The sequence below is a fragment of the Bacillus paralicheniformis genome, from assembly GCF_001042485.2.
In the GTDB taxonomy this organism is placed as follows: domain Bacteria; phylum Bacillota; class Bacilli; order Bacillales; family Bacillaceae; genus Bacillus; species Bacillus paralicheniformis.
Genome location: NZ_LBMN02000015.1, coordinates 1 through 16,192, shown reverse-complemented (window position 1 = coordinate 16,192; position 16,192 = coordinate 1). Strand labels below are relative to the sequence as shown.

Below are 16,192 nucleotides of genomic sequence, written 5' to 3'. Positions count from 1 at the left end.
CCTGTAGGATAGGGGGTGATACTATGAATAAAACTTTTCCAGACACGATAAAAGTAATGCGTACTCATTTAATTAATGGAATGTACGCTGCTGAAAAGAGTTATAAAACTCTCAAAAATTCAGGGCTAATTAGTAAATTAAAGATCTCTGATGATCGCCGAATCACAATCGCTTTAGCTCACCTTAACCAAGCGAATATTTTTATTACAGCAGCTCAAACCGTTTATCAATTGGAAACTCCGGGAGAAAACCAAGAAATAGAACGCTTTTTCCACCAATTCCAAGTATTTAATGAAGAGTTGTTAGACAGTATTTCAACGGACCATTCTGACCAATGGACAGGAATTGAATTCAGAGAGCTAGTCAAGAATTATAATGAGCTTCCTGAAATATTTGAGCTCAAACCATTTATTGTTGATTAATTTTATTTATCTGATTTCGTAAATGGTTGATTGCGATATTCAATTCACCTAATTTTTGCTCAATCTTTATCATTTTTCTGGATTGCCAAAGGATTTCTTTAGCCAAATAGCTTTCTGGATCAATACCAATAGTTATTTCAGTTTTCTTGGCTTTTTCAATATTTGCCAAGATAGCTATCCGTACAGATTCAGGTAACTCTTTTAAATGTTTTTCAATTTCAACCTCTGTTGCCGCAGGGGTTGATTTATTTTGTTTTTCCATTTTCCTACCTCCTTTTGATTTTTAGATATGCTTCTTCACAAATGCTTGATAAATCTTCATAAAACGTTCCGCCTCGCTTAAAGCAAGCCATTCTTTTGTTTTGATCTTCATTTTTTCCACCACCCTTCAAGAGTTCGATTGAGTTCAATCTCACAACACTCCCATTTTTCAAAAGCCAGAATCCCGTGTTCAACTAAGTAATTTTTTAATGTTGTTTTTCCAGTTGGACCTTGATTCCCGCTTATGAGAATGGGTTTGTTTGTATTAATCGCGTGAATTATTTTCTCTTTCTGCTTTTCTGTCAGATAGTCAGGCAATTGAAAATTTTTCATAGTTTCTCTATCCATTTTCTCACCTCCCTTACGAAGCACACTCTTCTCGTTCAATTATTGGCAAAATGCCTTGTTGCTTTAAAAGTTCGTAAATGAACAACCTGCCTTTTTGAGTCCACTTTGTTTGTACTCGAGAATTATCAGCGTCAATAACATGAGTATGAGTTTGCGTGTACCCCTTATCTTGGTGCTTTGCGTACAGGAGCCATATGTCCCCCTGCTTATACTGCACTCCTAATTCATGAAGCAGCTTGTTCAATTTTATGGCGCTCATACCGTAGTCCTTGGCAATTTTGGATACTGATAGAAGTGACTTGTTTTGCAGAACCATGTCATAATAAGTTGCTTTTGGCTTTAATTCATTTACCTGCTGTTCCAGTAATAAATTAGAGGTTTGCAATTTTTCTACTTGAGCATTCAGATAATCCATAGCCCTTTTCATGACCATTTCAGGACTGTTCCATTTTTCTTCTAGTTCCAAGAAATACAAACGAGCCTGTTTACCTTTTCCATTCCTTTGCAACATGGCAATTTCTTTGGCCATTGGTATTTTGATGTGATGATTTGTAATAGTAGTGAATGGATTTCTAGGATTTTTGGTTTCTCTTTTTTCGGAAACCAATACGAAGTCAATGTTTTCAACGAATCCGTAATCAACCATCCGTTTGAACCATTCTGTATATTTTTCTTTAACTTCCAAAAACTCATGCAGATCACGACCACTTACTAGTAGGTTGCCATTCTCATTTGAATGTGTTGGAATTAATCCGTTCATCATTCCTCCTCCTCCTAAACAAATTCAGTTTTTGCTTCCATTCTTTTTATCCATTCCAAGTATGCTTCTCGGCGAATCCGCCTGCTGTTACCACTTTTAAAACTTGGCAAATCCCCAGAAGTGCAACGTTGATAAACAGTATTTGGATGCCACCCCATTAACTCTGATACTTGCTTGACAGTAAGTATTGGTGGCAATTGATCATTTATTTGCATTTAACTCCCTCCAAATATACCTTTAAACGGTAGTTGAAATTAAATTTTTTTCTTCTTCATCATACGATCCATCATTCACAATAGGTAGTCTTATAATGTCCTCAGGTAAGTTGTAAACTTCTGCAGCTTTTTTAAGACGATAACCAGGAATTGCAGTGATACCTTTTTCGTAATTACGAAGAGTTTTGGGTGTTATTCCGATTTTTTTTGCGGCTTGAGATTGGCTTAAACCTGCGTTAACCCTAGCTGCTGCTAAAGTTATTTTTATCATTCTCTTTCAACTCCTTTCGTTATCTTATGATCTCAATATACTACCGTTTAAAGTTATCGTCAATACCTTTTAACATTATTTCTACCGAAAAAAAGTATTTATTCCCTTTACATACTTACCGTTTTTAGGTACTATAATAAGGAAGAAAACAAGGAGGAATTAAAATGATTGATACTCAAAAACTAAAGGAAATCATGGCAAACAATTTAAAAAAACAATTAAAACGTAAGGGAATATCACAAACTATGATGGCTCGAGATTTAAATATTCCAGAGATGACCGTATCTAACTGGGTTAAAGGGAAAACATATCCTAGACCAGACAAAATTCAATTAATGGCTGATTATTTCGGAATTACTCGTACTCAATTGACAGAAGAAGCACCATCCAATCTTACTCCTTTAGCACCACAAACAATTCCAATTCCTGTACTTGGAACGATTGCGTGTGGTGAACCGATATTAGCCGAAGAAAATGTAACTGAATATATGTATGAGTCTCCTGATCAACTACCAAGTGGTAATCTATTTTATCTAAAGGCAAAAGGGACAAGCATGGAACCAACGATTCCTGACGGGTCATATGTATTAGTACGTGAACAACCGGAAGTAGAAAATGGGGCAATAGCTGCCGTGCTTGTTAACGGCGACACAGAAGCTACCCTGAAAAGAATTAAGCGTCAAGGAGATATGGTAATTTTGATGCCGGATAATCCGAATTACAGCCCTTTTATTATCACCCCGGACAACCCAGCCAGAGTCATCGGACAAGCGATACAATTCACACAAAAGTTGTAAAGGGTGATAACTAATGAAAGGATCATTTAGACGTCGAGGCTGCAAGTGCAAAAAGAAACGGTGCACATGTGGCGCAAAGTGGTACTATCGGTATGATATTGTTGATCCGACTACTGGTAAGCGTAAACAAAAGGAAGTTGGAGGGTTTAGAACAAAGGCAGAAGCCGAAGAGGAAGCTAAACGAATCCAATATGAGCTACTGCAAGGAACCTATATTGAAGAGAAAGAAATTACATTCGAAGAGTTCGCGAAAGAATGGCTGATCTGGTACGAAAACACTGGGAAGGTAAAGGTAAGTACGATAAGGGTTCGTAAGCACGAAATCAGTCGTTTGATGGACTATTTTCAGTATTTGAAGATGAAAGATATAACACGCAAGCAATATCAAGAGGCACTTAATGACTTAAAAGCAAGAGGATATGCAGAAAATACAATCGACGGTGCCCACCGAACCGGGAGAATGATCTTTAAACGTGCGATTGAACTTGAAGTGATCAAAACCGATCCGACCGAATATGCGATTGTCCCGAAAGTTCAAAAAACCGTTGAGGAATTAGAGCGAGAAAAAGAATTACCAAAATATTTAGAGAAAGAAGAACTTGCACATTTTCTCTCTATTATCCCGGATCATCAAATGGATATTCGTGACTATCCAATATTCTTAACGCTTGCCTATACAGGCATGAGAGCTGGAGAACTTTGTGCTCTAAAATGGAGCGACATAGACTTTGAAGAACAAACTATAAGCATTACAAAAACGTATTACAATCCACGCAATGCCATAAAAGAATACGAATTACTCACTCCAAAAACAAAAAAATCTAAACGCGTGATAGATGTTACGAAAGATGTCCTGATCGAGCTTGATAAGCTTAGAAAGGCTCAAAAAGAAGTGCAAATGAAACACCGCAAGACGTATCATAATGAAGGATTTGTTTTTGCTCAATTGGATGAAGTAAATGCAGGGTATCCGGCTTATGTGAAGTTAATTGAAATACGTATGAAAAGATTGCTTAAAATTGCCAATTTAAATCCATCACTAACCCCACATTCATTAAGACACACTCATACCTCTCTGCTGGCTGAAGCAGGGGTTAGCCTGGAACAAATTATGGATCGTTTGGGACACACTGATGACGATACAACCAAAAATATCTATTTGCATATCACTAAGCCAAAAAAGAAAGAAGCTTCCCACAAGTTCAGCGAACTCATGAGAAGCTTACTTTAATCTGTCAACTGTGGGCAGAATGTGGGCAAAAGCTCCACAAGAGACAGGGAAACCTTAGTATAATAAGCTTTTAAATGCCTATTACATCATTCCACCCATACCGCCCATGCCGCCCATGTCAGGCATTCCTGCGCCGCCTTTGTTTTCTTCAGGCTTGTCGGCAACAACTGCTTCAGTTGTCAGGAACATAGCCGCTACAGATGCTGCGTTTTGCAGAGCTGAGCGTGTTACTTTTGTAGGGTCAACGATACCTTTGTCGATCATGTTCACCCATTCGCCTGTTGCAGCGTTGTAGCCTACACCAATAGCTTCGCCTTTCAGGCGCTCAACGATGACAGATCCTTCAAGACCCGCATTGTGCGCGATTTGACGGATTGGTTCTTCAAGAGCGCGAAGAACGATGTTGATACCAGTCAGTTCGTCGCCTTCAGCTTCAAGGGCAGCTACTTTATTGTAAACATTGACAAGAGCTGTACCACCGCCGGATACGATTCCTTCTTCTACCGCAGCGCGAGTAGAGTTCAGGGCGTCTTCGATGCGAAGCTTGCGTTCTTTCAATTCTGTTTCAGTCGCAGCGCCGACTTTGATGACAGCTACGCCGCCTGCAAGCTTAGCTAGGCGCTCTTGTAATTTTTCTTTATCGAACTCAGAAGTTGTTTCTTCAACTTGAGCGCGGATTTGGTTGACGCGTGCCGCGATTTGCTCTGTATCTCCCGCACCTTCAACGATTGTTGTGTTTTCTTTTGTCACAACAACTTTAGAAGCGCGTCCCAATTGGTTGATTTGAGTTGATTTAAGGTCAAGACCTAAATCTTCTGTGATCACTTCGGCACCTGTCAGGATAGAGATGTCTTCGAGCATCGCTTTGCGGCGGTCTCCGAATCCAGGCGCTTTAACAGCCACTGCGTTGAATGTTCCGCGAAGCTTGTTGACAACCAATGTTGCAAGAGCTTCACCTTCAACGTCTTCAGCAATCAGAAGCAACGGTTTGCCTTGCTGAACAACTTGCTCAAGCACCGGCAGGATTTCTTGAATGTTTGTGATTTTTTTGTCTGTTACTAAGATGTACGGGTTCTCAAGAACCGCTTCCATCTTATCGGAATCTGTCACCATGTAAGGAGACGCATATCCGCGGTCAAACTGCATACCTTCAACCACTTCAAGCTCTGTTGTGAATCCTTTTGATTCTTCGATCGTGATGACACCGTCGTTGCCGACGCGCTCCATCGCTTCAGCGATCAGGCTTCCGACTTCTTCGTCAGCAGCGGAGATTGAAGCAACTTGTGCGATTGATTCTTTGCCTTCGATTGGTTTGGAGATTTCTTTCAGGCTTTCAACCGCTACAGCCACAGCCTGCTCGATACCTTTGCGCACGCCTACAGGGTTAGCGCCGGCAGTTACGTTTTTAAGACCTTCGCGAATCATCGCTTGAGCTAGAACTGTCGCTGTTGTTGTACCGTCACCGGCAACATCGTTTGTTTTGCTCGCAACTTCAGCAACAAGCTTTGCGCCCATGTTTTCGAACGCGTCTTCAAGCTCGATTTCTTTCGCGATGGTAACACCGTCGTTTGTGATTAATGGAGAACCGAATTTTTTCTCAAGAACGACGTTGCGTCCTTTAGGTCCCAAAGTTACCTTTACAGCATCCGCCAATGCATCTACACCGCGCAGCATTGAACGGCGGGCTTCTTCGCTAAACTTAATATCTTTTGCCATGTTATTCGAACCTCCTATATAATTGTCTCGTTTTTATTTATGACTTAGCCGATAACAGCTAAAATGTCGCTTTCACGCAAGATTAAGTAGTCAGTACCTTCATATTTCACTTCGGTACCTGCATATTTTGAGAAGATGATGCGGTCGCCTGTTTTAACTTCTAATGCAACGCGCTCTCCGCTCTCTAACACACGGCCTGAACCGGCTGCAACCACTTTACCCTCTTGTGGTTTTTCTTTTGCGGAGTCAGGAAGTACGATTCCGCTGGCAGTTTTTTCTTCAGACTCAACGAGCTCAATGACAACGCGATCACCTAATGGCTTTAACAATGAAACAACCTCCTCAATATTTTCATATGTAATTTTAGCACTCGCACTCGGTGAGTGCTAACACAATTCTTATAATAAAGAATCTCCCAGGCAATTTCAAGTGATAAGGTCAAATTTTTTTGCGCTTACATTTCTCCGCATGTCCTTATCATCCTATAATTTAAAAAGAGTGTGTTACAATAAACATAGTCTGAATTAGATTTTTAGAAAAGGAGTACATAAAGCTTGAGAAAACAATACTGGTTTATTATATTGGCATACGTTCTCATGCAATTGTCGGCCGCTGTCGGCTTGCCTCTTCTTTACTTTTTGGGAGTGGGCAAAGGACAGCCAAAGGCTGAAGCCCAGCTTACATTGACAGGCGTCTGGTCTGTCATCGCGTTTACCCTCTGTCTCGTTATCGTGCTGCTGATTTTGCGGACGGTGCCGAAGACGACGCTTCGCAACCGCCCGAAAGCATCGGTTGGAGCGTCAATCGGATGGGCGGTAGCCGGCGTTTTTCTCGCTTTGTTTTCGCAGTCAATTGCCGCTTCGATCGAAATGTACTTGTTCGGGGTCAACCCGGAATCGGAAAATACGCAGCGGATCATGGAAATCATCACCGCATTGCCGCTGATGGTGTTTGTCTCTTCTGTATTCGGACCGATTCTTGAAGAAATCATTTTCAGAAAGATCATTTTCGGTGCAATCTATGAGAAAACGAATTTTTTCATTGCCGCTTTGTTCAGTTCGGTGCTCTTCTCGGTCGTCCATTTGGATTTCAGCCATCTGCTCATTTATACAGCAATGGGATTCACATTCTCCTTTTTATATGTCAGAACCAACCGGATTATCGTGCCTATTTTCGCCCATGTCGCCATGAATACGCTCGTCGTCTTACTGCAGACATTCCGGGAGCCTATTGAAGAATATTTGAAACACGTCGAGAAAATGCAAATGATTATTGGAGGATTTCTATGATGAGAAGCCCTAAATTCTGGGGAGCGATTTATTTATTAACGGGTGTGCTGTTTACATATCTGGCGGCAACCTCGCCCGGAAGCATGTGGTCTTTTTACACGATCCTGCTGATGCTTTTCGCAGCCTATAATATCAGCATTTCCTTTAAAATGTTCGCCCTGGCCGGCAAGATGAAACGAAAAGATCAATAGCCTTTTTTGTGAAGGAAAAGAGCCATTCTGAAAAAGAATGGCTCTTATTTAGTATGGTCGTTCAAAAACGCTTGATTTTCCTCTTGAATCATTGTTTTTTGCGCCTGCCTGTAGGATATTCTTGAAATCACGATACTGATTTCATAAAGAATGAGCAATGGCACTGAGACCATTAAATGCGACAAAAGCTCAGGCGGTGTAATGAGGGCCGCGATGACGAACAACACAAAATATGCGTATTTTCTGATTTTCGCCAAAAACATCGGCGTCACGAGGCCGAGCCTTGTGATAAACATGATGACCACAGGCATCTGAAACAATAAGCCAAAAGGAAGCGTCAACTGAAGCAGAAACTGAAAATATTCGTGTATTCCGATGACCTGGTTGACATTCAGATCATCTGAGACTCTCGTCATAAAGTCCACGACAAACGGAAATAAAATAAAGTAAGAAAAGGCAATGCCGCCTAAAAAAAGAATAATCGATATCGGAATATAGCTGAGCGTCACTTTTCGTTCTTTTTCATACAGCCCCGGGCTAATGAAAGCCCACAGCTGGTATAAAACAAGCGGCGAAGTCAAGACGGCGCCGATGATGAAAGCGAACTGCACGTACACAAATAAAGGATCGGTCAGCTTGAACGCGTTGAGCGTCAGCAGCTTCGCTTCATCCGTCTGCTGCAGATAGATAATCAGCGGCTTTGCCAATAAAAAGCCTGCCACAACAAATAAAACAAAAAAGAAAAAAGTGATCACAAGCCGTCTGCGTAGTTCTGTGATATGTTCTATCAGCGACATTTCTCTTTCCTTCATAAATGTCATCCTATCCTACTGATCTTCTTTCTTTTTATCGGAATCGTCGTCAGCCAAACCTTTTGTCGCATTCTTAAACTCCCTCAGCGTGTTTCCCGCTGCTCTTCCCAGCTCGGGAAGTTTTTTCGGGCCGAATATCAGAAGCGCCACCACGACAATTAAAATAAAGCTTCCAGGACCGATTGGCATAAAGCCTGCCCCCTTTCCTTTATTTTTCGTTTTCCGTTTTACTTTTCCTGCATTGAATAATGTTTCATGAAATACACCAGCGACTGAAGTTCAACCGCCAAATCTATATGATGAATGCGAATGTGTTCCGGCACATTCAAGCGGGCCGGCGTGAAATTAAGAATGCCTTTAATGCCAAGCTCCACCAGCCTGTCTGTAATCGACTGTGCGGCTTGAGCCGGTACCGTCAAAATGGCGACGGGGATATCATCCGTCATATGCTCTTCAAGTCTATTCAGATCATAGACGGGAACACCGCCGACCTCGGTTCCGATTTTTTCCTCATTGATGTCAAACGCCATGGCGATTTTTGTATTATTATTTTTGATAAAATTGTAATGGAGAAAGGCTGTCCCCAAATTCCCCACGCCAATGAGCGTTACGTTCGTCATTTCATCCTGATCAAGCGTCTTTCTGAAAAAGGACAGCAAATAATTGACATTGTAGCCGTATCCTTTTTTTCCGAGCGCGCCGAAGTACGAGAAGTCCCTGCGGATGGTCGCAGAATCGACTTTGACGGCATCGCTCAGCTCAGCGGAAGATACACGCTGTTTTCCGGATGCATGAAGGTTTTTTAAAAAACGATAATATAATGGCAACCGTTTCGCTGTCGCTTGCGGAATTTTTGAATGATCCATGTTCATAAACTAATCCTCCATGTCTACATCAGCTTTTTCCCTTTTATAGTCACCGTTTTTCCCGCCTGTCTTTTCGAGAAGAAAGGTCGGTCCTATCACCATTCCCTTATCCGCCGCTTTGCACATGTCATATACGGTCAGCGCACATACGGAGGCCGAAGTTAACGCTTCCATTTCCACACCTGTGCTCCCTTTGGTCTTCACTTTAGATTGAATATGCAGGATGCTCTTCTGTTCTTTCTCCTCCCAGCGAAAGGCGATGTCGACTCCTTTCAGAGCGATCGGATGGCACATCGGGATGATGGCGGATGTCTGTTTTGCGGCCATGATTCCGGCCACTTGCGCCACCGACAATACATCGCCTTTTCCGATTTCCCGGTTTTTGATTTTTTCATGTACTGTTCGATTCATAGACACGCTTGAAACAGCCGCAGCTGTGCGTACTGAAGCTTCCTTTTCGCTTATATCAACCATCTTGGCTCTGCCTTGTTCATTAAAATGTGTAAACTCATTCATGTTCTGAACTCTCCTTATAACGATCATACACTATTTTTTTCATTCTGTCTTTTTCTTTGGCTAAAATCTTCCAGACTTCACTTAATTGTTTGCTGACTGCGCAGTGATAGGCTACACTTAAAATAGCAGACAAGAGGTGAAAGATCATGATGATTTTACAAGTGAACCAACTTTCAAAATCGTTTGGAGCCGATACGATTTTAACGAATATAAAACTCGAAGTCAGATCTCGGGACCGGATTGCGATCGTCGGACGCAACGGCGCCGGAAAATCGACTCTTCTAAAGATTATCGCAGGAAAACTTTCATATGAAAAGGGGGACATCATCAAGCCGAAAGATTTGACGATGGGCTACCTTGACCAGCATTCCGGCCTCGATTCCAAGCTGACGCTCAAAGAGGAATTGCTGTCGGTATTTGATTTTCTGAAAAAAATGGAACAAGAAATGCGCGCGATCGAGGAAAAGATGGCGCAGGCCGGACCGGACATGCTTGAATCATTGATGAAGACGTATGACAGGCTTCAGCAGGAGTTCAAGGACAAAGGCGGCTACCAATATGAGGCAGAGGTCAGATCCGTCATGCACGGGCTCGGCTTTGCGGGATTTGACGACTCCGTCCGCGTCCAGGACTTAAGCGGAGGTCAAAAAACAAGGCTTGCCCTCGGAAAAATGCTTTTGACAAAACCCGACCTCCTCATTTTGGACGAACCGACAAACCACTTGGATATCGATACCCTGACATGGCTTGAACAATATTTGCAAAATTACAGCGGAGCGATTTTAATCGTTTCCCATGACAGGTACTTTCTTGACAAAGTGGTTACCCAAGTTTACGAGATCAGCCGGTCCCAAAGCAAAAAATATACCGGGAACTACAGCTCTTATCTCCAATTAAAAGCCGAACAGCTGGAAAAGGAAACAAAGCTTTATGAAAAGCAGCAGGACGAAATCGCCAAGCTGCAGGAGTTCGTCGACCGGAATCTGGCTAGAGCTTCGACGACGAAACGGGCGCAGAGCAGACGAAAGCAGCTTGAACGGATGGAGATCATGGACAAACCGCTCGGAGATGAAAAGTCGGCGTCTTTCCGCTTTGAAATTACAAGGCAAAGCGGAAACGATGTACTGCGGGTGGAAGGCTTGACAGTAAGCTATCAGGAGCAGCCCCCGCTTCTCCGTTCATTGAACTTTCGCATTACCCGCGGGGAAAGCGTTGCACTGGTCGGACCGAACGGAATCGGCAAGTCAACCCTTTTAAAAGCATTGATTCAAAAGCTGCAGCCGGTATCGGGAACAATCGCGACAGGCTCCCATGTCTCAATCGGCTACTATGACCAGGAACAGGCTGAATTGACGTCGTCAAAACGCGTGCTTGACGAGCTTTGGGACGATTATCCGGAGATGAATGAAAAGGATATCCGGACCTGCCTCGGCAACTTCCTGTTTTCGGGAGAAGACGTATTAAAACCTGTACACGCGTTAAGCGGCGGCGAAAAAGCAAGGCTTGCCCTCGCCAAGCTGATGCTCCAAAAAGCGAACTTCCTTATTCTTGATGAGCCGACAAACCATCTCGACCTGGACAGCAAGGAAGTCTTGGAGAACGCTTTGATCGATTACCCGGGAACGATATTATTTGTGTCCCATGACCGCTATTTTATCAACCGGATCGCGACAAAAGTACTGGAGCTTTCCCGCGACAAAGCAGAAGAATATTTAGGCGACTACGATTATTACACAGAAAAAAAAGCGCAGCAGCTTGAACTGAAAGAACTAGAAAAACAGACGGAAGAGCATCAGAAAAACGCTTCCGAAAAACCTGGCGCAAAAAAGAGCTATGAAGAAGAAAAAGAGCTGAAAAGAAAAGAACGCCAGCGGCAGCGCAGGATTGAAGAAATCGAAACAAGAATTACGGACATTGAAGAACAGATCGAAAAAAATGAAGAGCTCCTGTGTGACCCCGCCGTCTTCCAAGACCATGAGAAGGTCCAGGAAATCCACTCTGAAAATGAACGGCTAAATGAGGAGCTTGAACAACTGTTAACAGAATGGGAAACACTCTCTACAAATGAATAAAGGATGAACCGCTCCAAGCCGGAGCGGTTTTTTTGTCCACAATTAAAATCCTTTATTTAAAAGAAAGAAAGCGATTTACCCACAATATCCACAAAAAATATAATATTTATACACATTATTAACAGGTAAAAAAGGTCTGTAAATTAAGGTTTTTAACATTATACACAAGACTGTGGATATATGTTAATAACCTGTTAATAACTATTCCCGGGCAAAAAAACCTCACAGAGCGTGAGGTTTTAATAAGACGTCAGATCTAAGCCAGGCTGACCGTTCATATCATATTTTCCTCTGATTCCTTTTTCAAAAGCAACCGTACCTGCGGCGGCAATCATCGCGGCATTGTCCGTACACAGCGAAAGCGGCGGGATCAAAAGCTCAATCTCCGGATGGCTGCTGAACGTTTTTTCAAGCGCCGCTCTCAACCCTTTGTTTGCAGCAACTCCTCCGGCAAGCAGCACCTGTTTGACGCCATAAGCTTTCGCAGCGCGTTCCGTTTTTGTGACGAGGACATCAATGACGCTTTCCTGAAAGCTGGCTGACAAATCTTCCGGAGCTATCGTTTCACCTTTTTGTGAAGCGTTGTGAAGCGTGTTGATGACTGCAGATTTCAATCCGCTGAAGCTGAAATGATAAGAGCCTTCTTCAAGCCATGCGCGCGGCAGCGGCACATTTGCCTCGCCTTTTTGCGCAAGTTTGTCAATGTGAGGTCCTCCCGGATAAGGAAGCCCCATCGTTCTCGCCACTTTGTCATAGGCTTCACCTGCCGCATCGTCGAGCGTCTCTCCGATGACTTCAAATGAGCCGTGCTCTTTCATATACACGAGTTCGGTGTGGCCGCCTGAGACGACAAGGGCAATCGCCGGAAATTGAATGTCCTGAACAAGTCTGTTGGCATAGATGTGACCGGCAATGTGATGGACGCCTACGAGCGGTATGCCCCGGGCAAAACTGAGCGCTTTCGCGGCATTCACGCCGATCAATAAAGCGCCGACAAGCCCCGGTCCTTCCGTTACTGCGATGGCATCAATGTCATCAAATGTCATGTCCGCTTGTGCAAAGGCTTCCTCAAGCACGATCGTCATCTGTTCCACGTGATGCCTTGATGCGATCTCGGGAACAACGCCGCCAAACCGTTTATGACTTTCGATTTGCGACGCTACGACATTTGAAATGATATCCGTTCCGTTTTTGACAATCGCGGCGGCCGTCTCATCACAGCTTGTTTCGATTCCTAATACATACAGATCTTTTTTATGATTCATTTAGTCTCACCCACATTAATAATGCATCTTCCCCATTATCGGTATAATAATTTTTACGAATTCCTCCCGGCTCAAAGCCGAGCTTTTTGTATAAGCTTTGTGCAATATGATTCGATACCCTTACCTCTAAAGAAAGCTGAACCGCCTTTTTCATCCGGCAAAGCTTCATCGCGGCTTTCAAAAGAGCTTCTCCTAAACGGCGGCCCCGATATGCAGGTGAAACGGCAATGTTGGTGATCTGGGCATCATCCATGACGATCCAAATCCCGCAGTAGCCGACAACTTGCTCCTCAACTTCGAGAACGAGGTAATGAGCATACATATTGTGAAAAAGCTCATGATGAAAAGATTCTTTTTTCCACGGAGAAGAAAAAGAGCTTTTTTCAATTTCAAAAACCTGGTCAAAATCTTTTGGATTCATATCGCGTATGACCATTTGCGTGTTCATGGCTTCACCCGTTTACTTTTGTTTTTCAAGCCAGACGGCCTCGGCTTCGGCCAGACGAATATAGTTTGGAACAACGCTGTGCACAGGCTCGGCCTCTTTAAGTTCTCCGATTAAAGCCAATTCTGAAGGTCGTGGAAGCTGCAGGGCAGGGCCAGAAATGACCGCTTGTTCACCGAGAATCTGTTCGATCATCTCCTGATGAATCTCTGTGTCACTTCCTATGAAAAGGACTTGCTGATCCATGGCTTTCAGTTTTTTAAGCCAATCCTCAAGCAGAATGTTTTGGTCCTCTTCCAAGCCATGCAGTTTACCGTCCCTATACTGGTATAGTCCCGTATAAACCTGACCGCGTCTGGCATCAAACAACGGACAAATCAAGCCTTGGAAAAAACGGCCGTTTGCCGCCAGCACTTCAAGGCTTGAAACGGTTTTAATCGGAATATTTAATGACCATGCAAGCGTTTTTGCAATCGTAACACCGATCCGCACGCCTGTATATGAACCCGGACCTTTGGCAACTGCAATTTGGGTCAGGTCATTCGGCTCTAAACCACACTCTTTAAGGAGTTCGTCGATCGCCGGCATAGCTCTGACTGAATGGTTTTTCTTTAAGTGGGATATATGCTCGGCTATCACTTTTCCGTCTTTAACTAATGCCACGCCGAGCGTTAAATTGGATGTATCAATCGCAAGTATCGTCATGTTTGCTGATCTCCTCGCAAAGATTTTCGTAGCGGCTGCCTTTAGGGGTAAAGGTCAGCTTTCGTTCATCATCGCCAAGCCGCTTAATGACCACCTCTAGGCGCTCTTTCGGAAGCTGCTCCTCAATCAAATGCGCCCATTCCACAAGGCAGACGCCGTCTCCCTCAAAATATTCATCTAATCCGAGATCTTCCGTTTCATCTTCCATTCTGTAAACATCCATATGAAACAGCGGAAGAAAGCCGTCCCGGTATTCTTTGATAATGGTAAAAGTCGGGCTGCTGACAACCCGCTTGATTCCGAGCCCTTCGGCAAATCCTTTTGTAAAAGTCGTTTTGCCTGCTCCAAGGTCGCCCTCCAATGTGATGACATCACCGGGCAGAACATACTTTGCTGCCAGTCTGGCAATGTTTTTTGTCTCTTCAGGCTCTGTCGTTTTCCACTCTAACGTTTTCACTTTACTTGTCACCTGTCTTATTTAAAATGGTTATATCCTTTTTTTTCGAGAAGAACGCGGTCCTGTCCATTATGATAAAACACGTCCGCCTGCCCTTGTTGTGTGACGCGGCCGATTTGATAAACCGGCACATGACGTTCAGAGCAATCCTGACTAAAACGTTCCCATTGATCATTAGAAATCGTACCGACGAGTTCAAAATCCTCGCCGCCGAAAAGGACCCACTCTTCCCATTTTGTGTGCAGTTTATGTAAATCCGAATGGACCGGAATCATCTCTTTATATATGTCAATGGAAACACGGCTCGCTTCGGCAATTTCATTTAATTCGCTGGCAAGCCCGTCGCTGATATCATTAAGTGCCACATGATGATAGCCTGAACAGAGCAAACCTGCCTCAACCCTCGGCAAAGGCCTCTTGTGCCGCTCTATAAAATATTGAGACTGCTTCTCGTCTTTCATCTCTGCTTGGCCCAATATAAAAGCCAGACCGGCAGCAGATGAGCCAAGTTCTCCCGTCACAAAAACGACATCCCCGGGTTCGGCATGGCTTCTTAAACAAGTTCTGCCCTTTTCAATCTCGCCGATTACTGTTACGGTCAAAACGAGCGGCCCGTTGGCAGATACGGTGTCACCGCCGATTAAGTCCATTTGATATAGTGTCGCCAGTTTATTCATTTCTTCATACATGGCTTCAATATCCACCGCGTGCCAGCCGGAAGGAACAGCAATGGACACAAGATAATACTTGGGGCTGCCTCCCATCGCGGCAATATCACTAATATTCACAGCCAATGCTTTATATCCGATATCGGCAGGCGATGAATGGGATGATAAAAAATGAATACCGTCGACCATCGTATCGACCGCAACAATCTCCTGATAACCGTTCTTTGTATGATAAACAGCGGCATCGTCCCCAATACCGATCTCTATTTCTCGGTGAAAAAGCGAACGGGGCGTAATCCTTTGAATCAATTCAAATTCGTCCATAAGATCATTTGCTCCTTTGCTGTTGCAACCAATCAAAACACTATCATTAGTTTATCGAATTCTCACCAATTATCCAAGAAATAAAGAAACTCGGCAAACATTGTGAAAAACGCCGATGAAGCCAAGTTTTCAGCATAGACCTGAAAGAAGACATAAAAAAAAACGAAAACCTCAAAGATTTCGTTTGTGTACAACATGGCGGTCCGGACGGGACTCGAACCCGCGACCTCCTGCGTGACAGGCAGGCATTCTAACCAACTGAACTACCGGACCACTTTTTATTTATTTTCTTTGTATGGAAATTAGATTTGGTTGCGGGGGCAGGATTTGAACCTGCGACCTTCGGGTTATGAGCCCGACGAGCTACCGAACTGCTCCACCCCGCGATAATATAAACAGCTTGGCGGCGTCCTACTCTCACAGGGGGAATCCCCCAACTACCATCGGCGCTGAAGAGCTTAACTTCCGTGTTCGGCATGGGAACGGGTGTGACCTCTTCGCTATCGCCACCAAACTATTTGCCTTCAGGACGAAGGTACTGAGCGTTCCTCACAGGATGTG

General features: G+C 43.6%; 22 protein-coding genes, 2 tRNA genes and 1 rRNA gene. 6 read left to right on the top strand and 19 right to left on the bottom strand.

Annotated features, from left to right (window positions below):
- Positions 1-23: 23 nt before the first annotated feature.
- Complete coding sequence (locus ACH97_RS11925) at positions 24-422, top strand: hypothetical protein (protein WP_053073129.1); 399 nt, start codon at positions 24-26, stop codon at positions 420-422.
- Here the strand turns inward: ACH97_RS11925 and ACH97_RS11920 are convergent.
- The 5 genes from ACH97_RS11920 to ACH97_RS11900 form a co-directional block, all read right to left on the bottom strand.
- Positions 409-684 (bottom strand): hypothetical protein, encoded by a 276-nt coding sequence (locus ACH97_RS11920; RefSeq protein ID WP_048350364.1) that lies wholly within the window; start codon positions 682-684, stop codon positions 409-411. The two genes, ACH97_RS11925 and ACH97_RS11920, sit on opposite strands and share 14 nt — an antisense overlap.
- Positions 685-791: 107 nt before the next feature.
- Positions 792-1,031: a hypothetical protein gene (locus ACH97_RS11915; protein WP_048350302.1), complete on the bottom strand. Its 240-nt coding sequence runs from the start codon at positions 1,029-1,031 to the stop codon at positions 792-794.
- A gap of 13 nt (positions 1,032-1,044) precedes the next feature.
- On the bottom strand, positions 1,045-1,791 hold the full coding sequence (locus ACH97_RS11910) for a phage antirepressor Ant (RefSeq protein WP_009330101.1): 747 nt from the start codon (positions 1,789-1,791) through the stop codon (positions 1,045-1,047).
- Positions 1,792-1,805: 14 nt separating this feature from the next.
- Positions 1,806-2,006, bottom strand: a complete 201-nt coding sequence (locus ACH97_RS11905; RefSeq protein ID WP_034292464.1) for a helix-turn-helix domain-containing protein — start codon at positions 2,004-2,006, stop codon at positions 1,806-1,808.
- A gap of 22 nt (positions 2,007-2,028) precedes the next feature.
- On the bottom strand, positions 2,029-2,277 hold the full coding sequence (locus tag ACH97_RS11900; RefSeq protein WP_009330102.1) for a helix-turn-helix domain-containing protein: 249 nt from the start codon (positions 2,275-2,277) through the stop codon (positions 2,029-2,031).
- A 164-nt stretch (positions 2,278-2,441) separates the two neighbouring features.
- On the opposite strand from ACH97_RS11900, the gene ACH97_RS11895 reads away from it, so the two are divergent.
- Complete coding sequence (locus ACH97_RS11895; RefSeq protein WP_009330103.1) at positions 2,442-3,074, top strand: LexA family protein; 633 nt, start codon at positions 2,442-2,444, stop codon at positions 3,072-3,074.
- A 13-nt stretch (positions 3,075-3,087) separates the two neighbouring features.
- The gene (locus ACH97_RS11890; RefSeq protein WP_009330104.1) at positions 3,088-4,305 is read left to right on the top strand and encodes a site-specific integrase; all 1,218 of its coding nucleotides are present in this window, start codon (positions 3,088-3,090) and stop codon (positions 4,303-4,305) included.
- Between the two features lie 81 nt (positions 4,306-4,386).
- Here ACH97_RS11890 and groL read toward each other — a convergent pair whose 3' ends face one another.
- Together groL and groES are read right to left on the bottom strand one after the other, a co-directional pair.
- Positions 4,387-6,021 (bottom strand): chaperonin GroEL, encoded by a 1,635-nt coding sequence (groL, locus tag ACH97_RS11885; RefSeq protein WP_020450334.1) that lies wholly within the window; start codon positions 6,019-6,021, stop codon positions 4,387-4,389.
- Positions 6,022-6,065: 44 nt separating this feature from the next.
- Positions 6,066-6,350 (bottom strand): co-chaperone GroES, encoded by a 285-nt coding sequence (groES, locus tag ACH97_RS11880; protein ID WP_003179248.1) that lies wholly within the window; start codon positions 6,348-6,350, stop codon positions 6,066-6,068.
- Between the two features lie 225 nt (positions 6,351-6,575).
- On the opposite strand from groES, the gene ACH97_RS11875 reads away from it, so the two are divergent.
- Complete coding sequence (locus tag ACH97_RS11875; protein WP_020450333.1) at positions 6,576-7,310, top strand: CPBP family intramembrane glutamic endopeptidase; 735 nt, start codon at positions 6,576-6,578, stop codon at positions 7,308-7,310.
- The gene (locus tag ACH97_RS11870; RefSeq protein WP_023855536.1) at positions 7,310-7,501 is read left to right on the top strand and encodes a YdiK family protein; all 192 of its coding nucleotides are present in this window, start codon (positions 7,310-7,312) and stop codon (positions 7,499-7,501) included. Before ACH97_RS11875 ends, ACH97_RS11870 begins: the two co-directional genes overlap by 1 nt.
- Positions 7,502-7,545: 44 nt before the next feature.
- Here the strand turns inward: ACH97_RS11870 and tatC are convergent, their stop codons facing one another.
- The 4 genes from tatC to moaC are packed head-to-tail and all read right to left on the bottom strand — an operon-like array spanning position 7,546 to position 9,695.
- Positions 7,546-8,322 (bottom strand): twin-arginine translocase subunit TatC, encoded by a 777-nt coding sequence (gene tatC / locus ACH97_RS11865; RefSeq protein WP_095293002.1) that lies wholly within the window; start codon positions 8,320-8,322, stop codon positions 7,546-7,548.
- A 6-nt stretch (positions 8,323-8,328) separates the two neighbouring features.
- A complete protein-coding gene (locus ACH97_RS11860; RefSeq protein WP_020450330.1) occupies positions 8,329-8,502 on the bottom strand; it encodes a twin-arginine translocase TatA/TatE family subunit in 174 nt (57 codons plus the stop codon).
- Positions 8,503-8,540: 38 nt separating this feature from the next.
- The gene (locus ACH97_RS11855; RefSeq protein WP_020450329.1) at positions 8,541-9,185 is read right to left on the bottom strand and encodes a redox-sensing transcriptional repressor Rex; all 645 of its coding nucleotides are present in this window, start codon (positions 9,183-9,185) and stop codon (positions 8,541-8,543) included.
- Positions 9,186-9,188: 3 nt separating this feature from the next.
- Positions 9,189-9,695: a cyclic pyranopterin monophosphate synthase MoaC gene (gene moaC / locus ACH97_RS11850; protein ID WP_048350303.1), complete on the bottom strand. Its 507-nt coding sequence runs from the start codon at positions 9,693-9,695 to the stop codon at positions 9,189-9,191.
- Between the two features lie 146 nt (positions 9,696-9,841).
- Here moaC and ACH97_RS11845 point away from each other — a divergent pair, with 146 nt between their 5' ends.
- Positions 9,842-11,767 (top strand): ABC-F family ATP-binding cassette domain-containing protein, encoded by a 1,926-nt coding sequence (locus ACH97_RS11845; protein WP_048350304.1) that lies wholly within the window; start codon positions 9,842-9,844, stop codon positions 11,765-11,767.
- Positions 11,768-12,006: 239 nt separating this feature from the next.
- Here the strand turns inward: ACH97_RS11845 and tsaD are convergent, their stop codons facing one another.
- From tsaD to rrf, 8 genes are all read right to left on the bottom strand, one after another.
- Complete coding sequence (gene tsaD, locus ACH97_RS11840; protein WP_020450326.1) at positions 12,007-13,032, bottom strand: tRNA (adenosine(37)-N6)-threonylcarbamoyltransferase complex transferase subunit TsaD; 1,026 nt, start codon at positions 13,030-13,032, stop codon at positions 12,007-12,009.
- Positions 13,022-13,480, bottom strand: coding sequence for a ribosomal protein S18-alanine N-acetyltransferase (gene rimI / locus ACH97_RS11835; protein WP_048350305.1), 459 nt, complete (start codon positions 13,478-13,480; stop codon positions 13,022-13,024). Before rimI ends, tsaD begins: the two co-directional genes overlap by 11 nt.
- 12 nt (positions 13,481-13,492) lie before the next feature.
- On the bottom strand, positions 13,493-14,182 hold the full coding sequence (gene tsaB / locus ACH97_RS11830) for a tRNA (adenosine(37)-N6)-threonylcarbamoyltransferase complex dimerization subunit type 1 TsaB (RefSeq protein ID WP_023855531.1): 690 nt from the start codon (positions 14,180-14,182) through the stop codon (positions 13,493-13,495).
- On the bottom strand, positions 14,163-14,639 hold the full coding sequence (gene tsaE / locus ACH97_RS11825) for a tRNA (adenosine(37)-N6)-threonylcarbamoyltransferase complex ATPase subunit type 1 TsaE (protein ID WP_048350306.1): 477 nt from the start codon (positions 14,637-14,639) through the stop codon (positions 14,163-14,165). The genes tsaB and tsaE overlap by 20 nt, the downstream gene beginning before the upstream one ends.
- Positions 14,640-14,656: 17 nt before the next feature.
- On the bottom strand, positions 14,657-15,631 hold the full coding sequence (gene thiL / locus ACH97_RS11820) for a thiamine-phosphate kinase (RefSeq protein ID WP_048350307.1): 975 nt from the start codon (positions 15,629-15,631) through the stop codon (positions 14,657-14,659).
- A 196-nt stretch (positions 15,632-15,827) separates the two neighbouring features.
- Positions 15,828-15,904, bottom strand: a tRNA-Asp gene (locus tag ACH97_RS11815).
- Positions 15,905-15,940: 36 nt separating this feature from the next.
- A tRNA-Met gene (locus ACH97_RS11810) sits at positions 15,941-16,017 on the bottom strand.
- Positions 16,018-16,029: 12 nt separating this feature from the next.
- Positions 16,030-16,145: ribosomal RNA gene (rrf, locus tag ACH97_RS11805) — 5S ribosomal RNA — on the bottom strand.
- Positions 16,146-16,192: the final 47 nt, after the last annotated feature.

Coding starts and splice junctions, on each gene's coding strand:
- ACH97_RS11925 (WP_053073129.1), top strand. CDS start 24: ATGAATAAAACTTTTCCAGACACGATAAAAGTAATGCGTACTCATTTA.
- ACH97_RS11920 (WP_048350364.1), bottom strand. CDS start 684: ATGGAAAAACAAAATAAATCAACCCCTGCGGCAACAGAGGTTGAAATT.
- ACH97_RS11915 (WP_048350302.1), bottom strand. CDS start 1,031: ATGGATAGAGAAACTATGAAAAATTTTCAATTGCCTGACTATCTGACA.
- ACH97_RS11910 (WP_009330101.1), bottom strand. CDS start 1,791: ATGAACGGATTAATTCCAACACATTCAAATGAGAATGGCAACCTACTA.
- ACH97_RS11905 (WP_034292464.1), bottom strand. CDS start 2,006: ATGCAAATAAATGATCAATTGCCACCAATACTTACTGTCAAGCAAGTA.
- ACH97_RS11900 (WP_009330102.1), bottom strand. CDS start 2,277: ATGATAAAAATAACTTTAGCAGCAGCTAGGGTTAACGCAGGTTTAAGC.
- ACH97_RS11895 (WP_009330103.1), top strand. CDS start 2,442: ATGATTGATACTCAAAAACTAAAGGAAATCATGGCAAACAATTTAAAA.
- ACH97_RS11890 (WP_009330104.1), top strand. CDS start 3,088: ATGAAAGGATCATTTAGACGTCGAGGCTGCAAGTGCAAAAAGAAACGG.
- groL (WP_020450334.1), bottom strand. CDS start 6,021: ATGGCAAAAGATATTAAGTTTAGCGAAGAAGCCCGCCGTTCAATGCTG.
- ACH97_RS11870 (WP_023855536.1), top strand. CDS start 7,310: ATGAGAAGCCCTAAATTCTGGGGAGCGATTTATTTATTAACGGGTGTG.
- tatC (WP_095293002.1), bottom strand. CDS start 8,322: ATGACATTTATGAAGGAAAGAGAAATGTCGCTGATAGAACATATCACA.
- ACH97_RS11860 (WP_020450330.1), bottom strand. CDS start 8,502: ATGCCAATCGGTCCTGGAAGCTTTATTTTAATTGTCGTGGTGGCGCTT.
- ACH97_RS11855 (WP_020450329.1), bottom strand. CDS start 9,185: ATGAACATGGATCATTCAAAAATTCCGCAAGCGACAGCGAAACGGTTG.
- moaC (WP_048350303.1), bottom strand. CDS start 9,695: ATGAATGAGTTTACACATTTTAATGAACAAGGCAGAGCCAAGATGGTT.
- ACH97_RS11845 (WP_048350304.1), top strand. CDS start 9,842: ATGATGATTTTACAAGTGAACCAACTTTCAAAATCGTTTGGAGCCGAT.
- tsaD (WP_020450326.1), bottom strand. CDS start 13,032: ATGAATCATAAAAAAGATCTGTATGTATTAGGAATCGAAACAAGCTGT.
- rimI (WP_048350305.1), bottom strand. CDS start 13,480: ATGAACACGCAAATGGTCATACGCGATATGAATCCAAAAGATTTTGAC.
- tsaB (WP_023855531.1), bottom strand. CDS start 14,182: ATGACGATACTTGCGATTGATACATCCAATTTAACGCTCGGCGTGGCA.
- thiL (WP_048350307.1), bottom strand. CDS start 15,631: ATGGACGAATTTGAATTGATTCAAAGGATTACGCCCCGTTCGCTTTTT.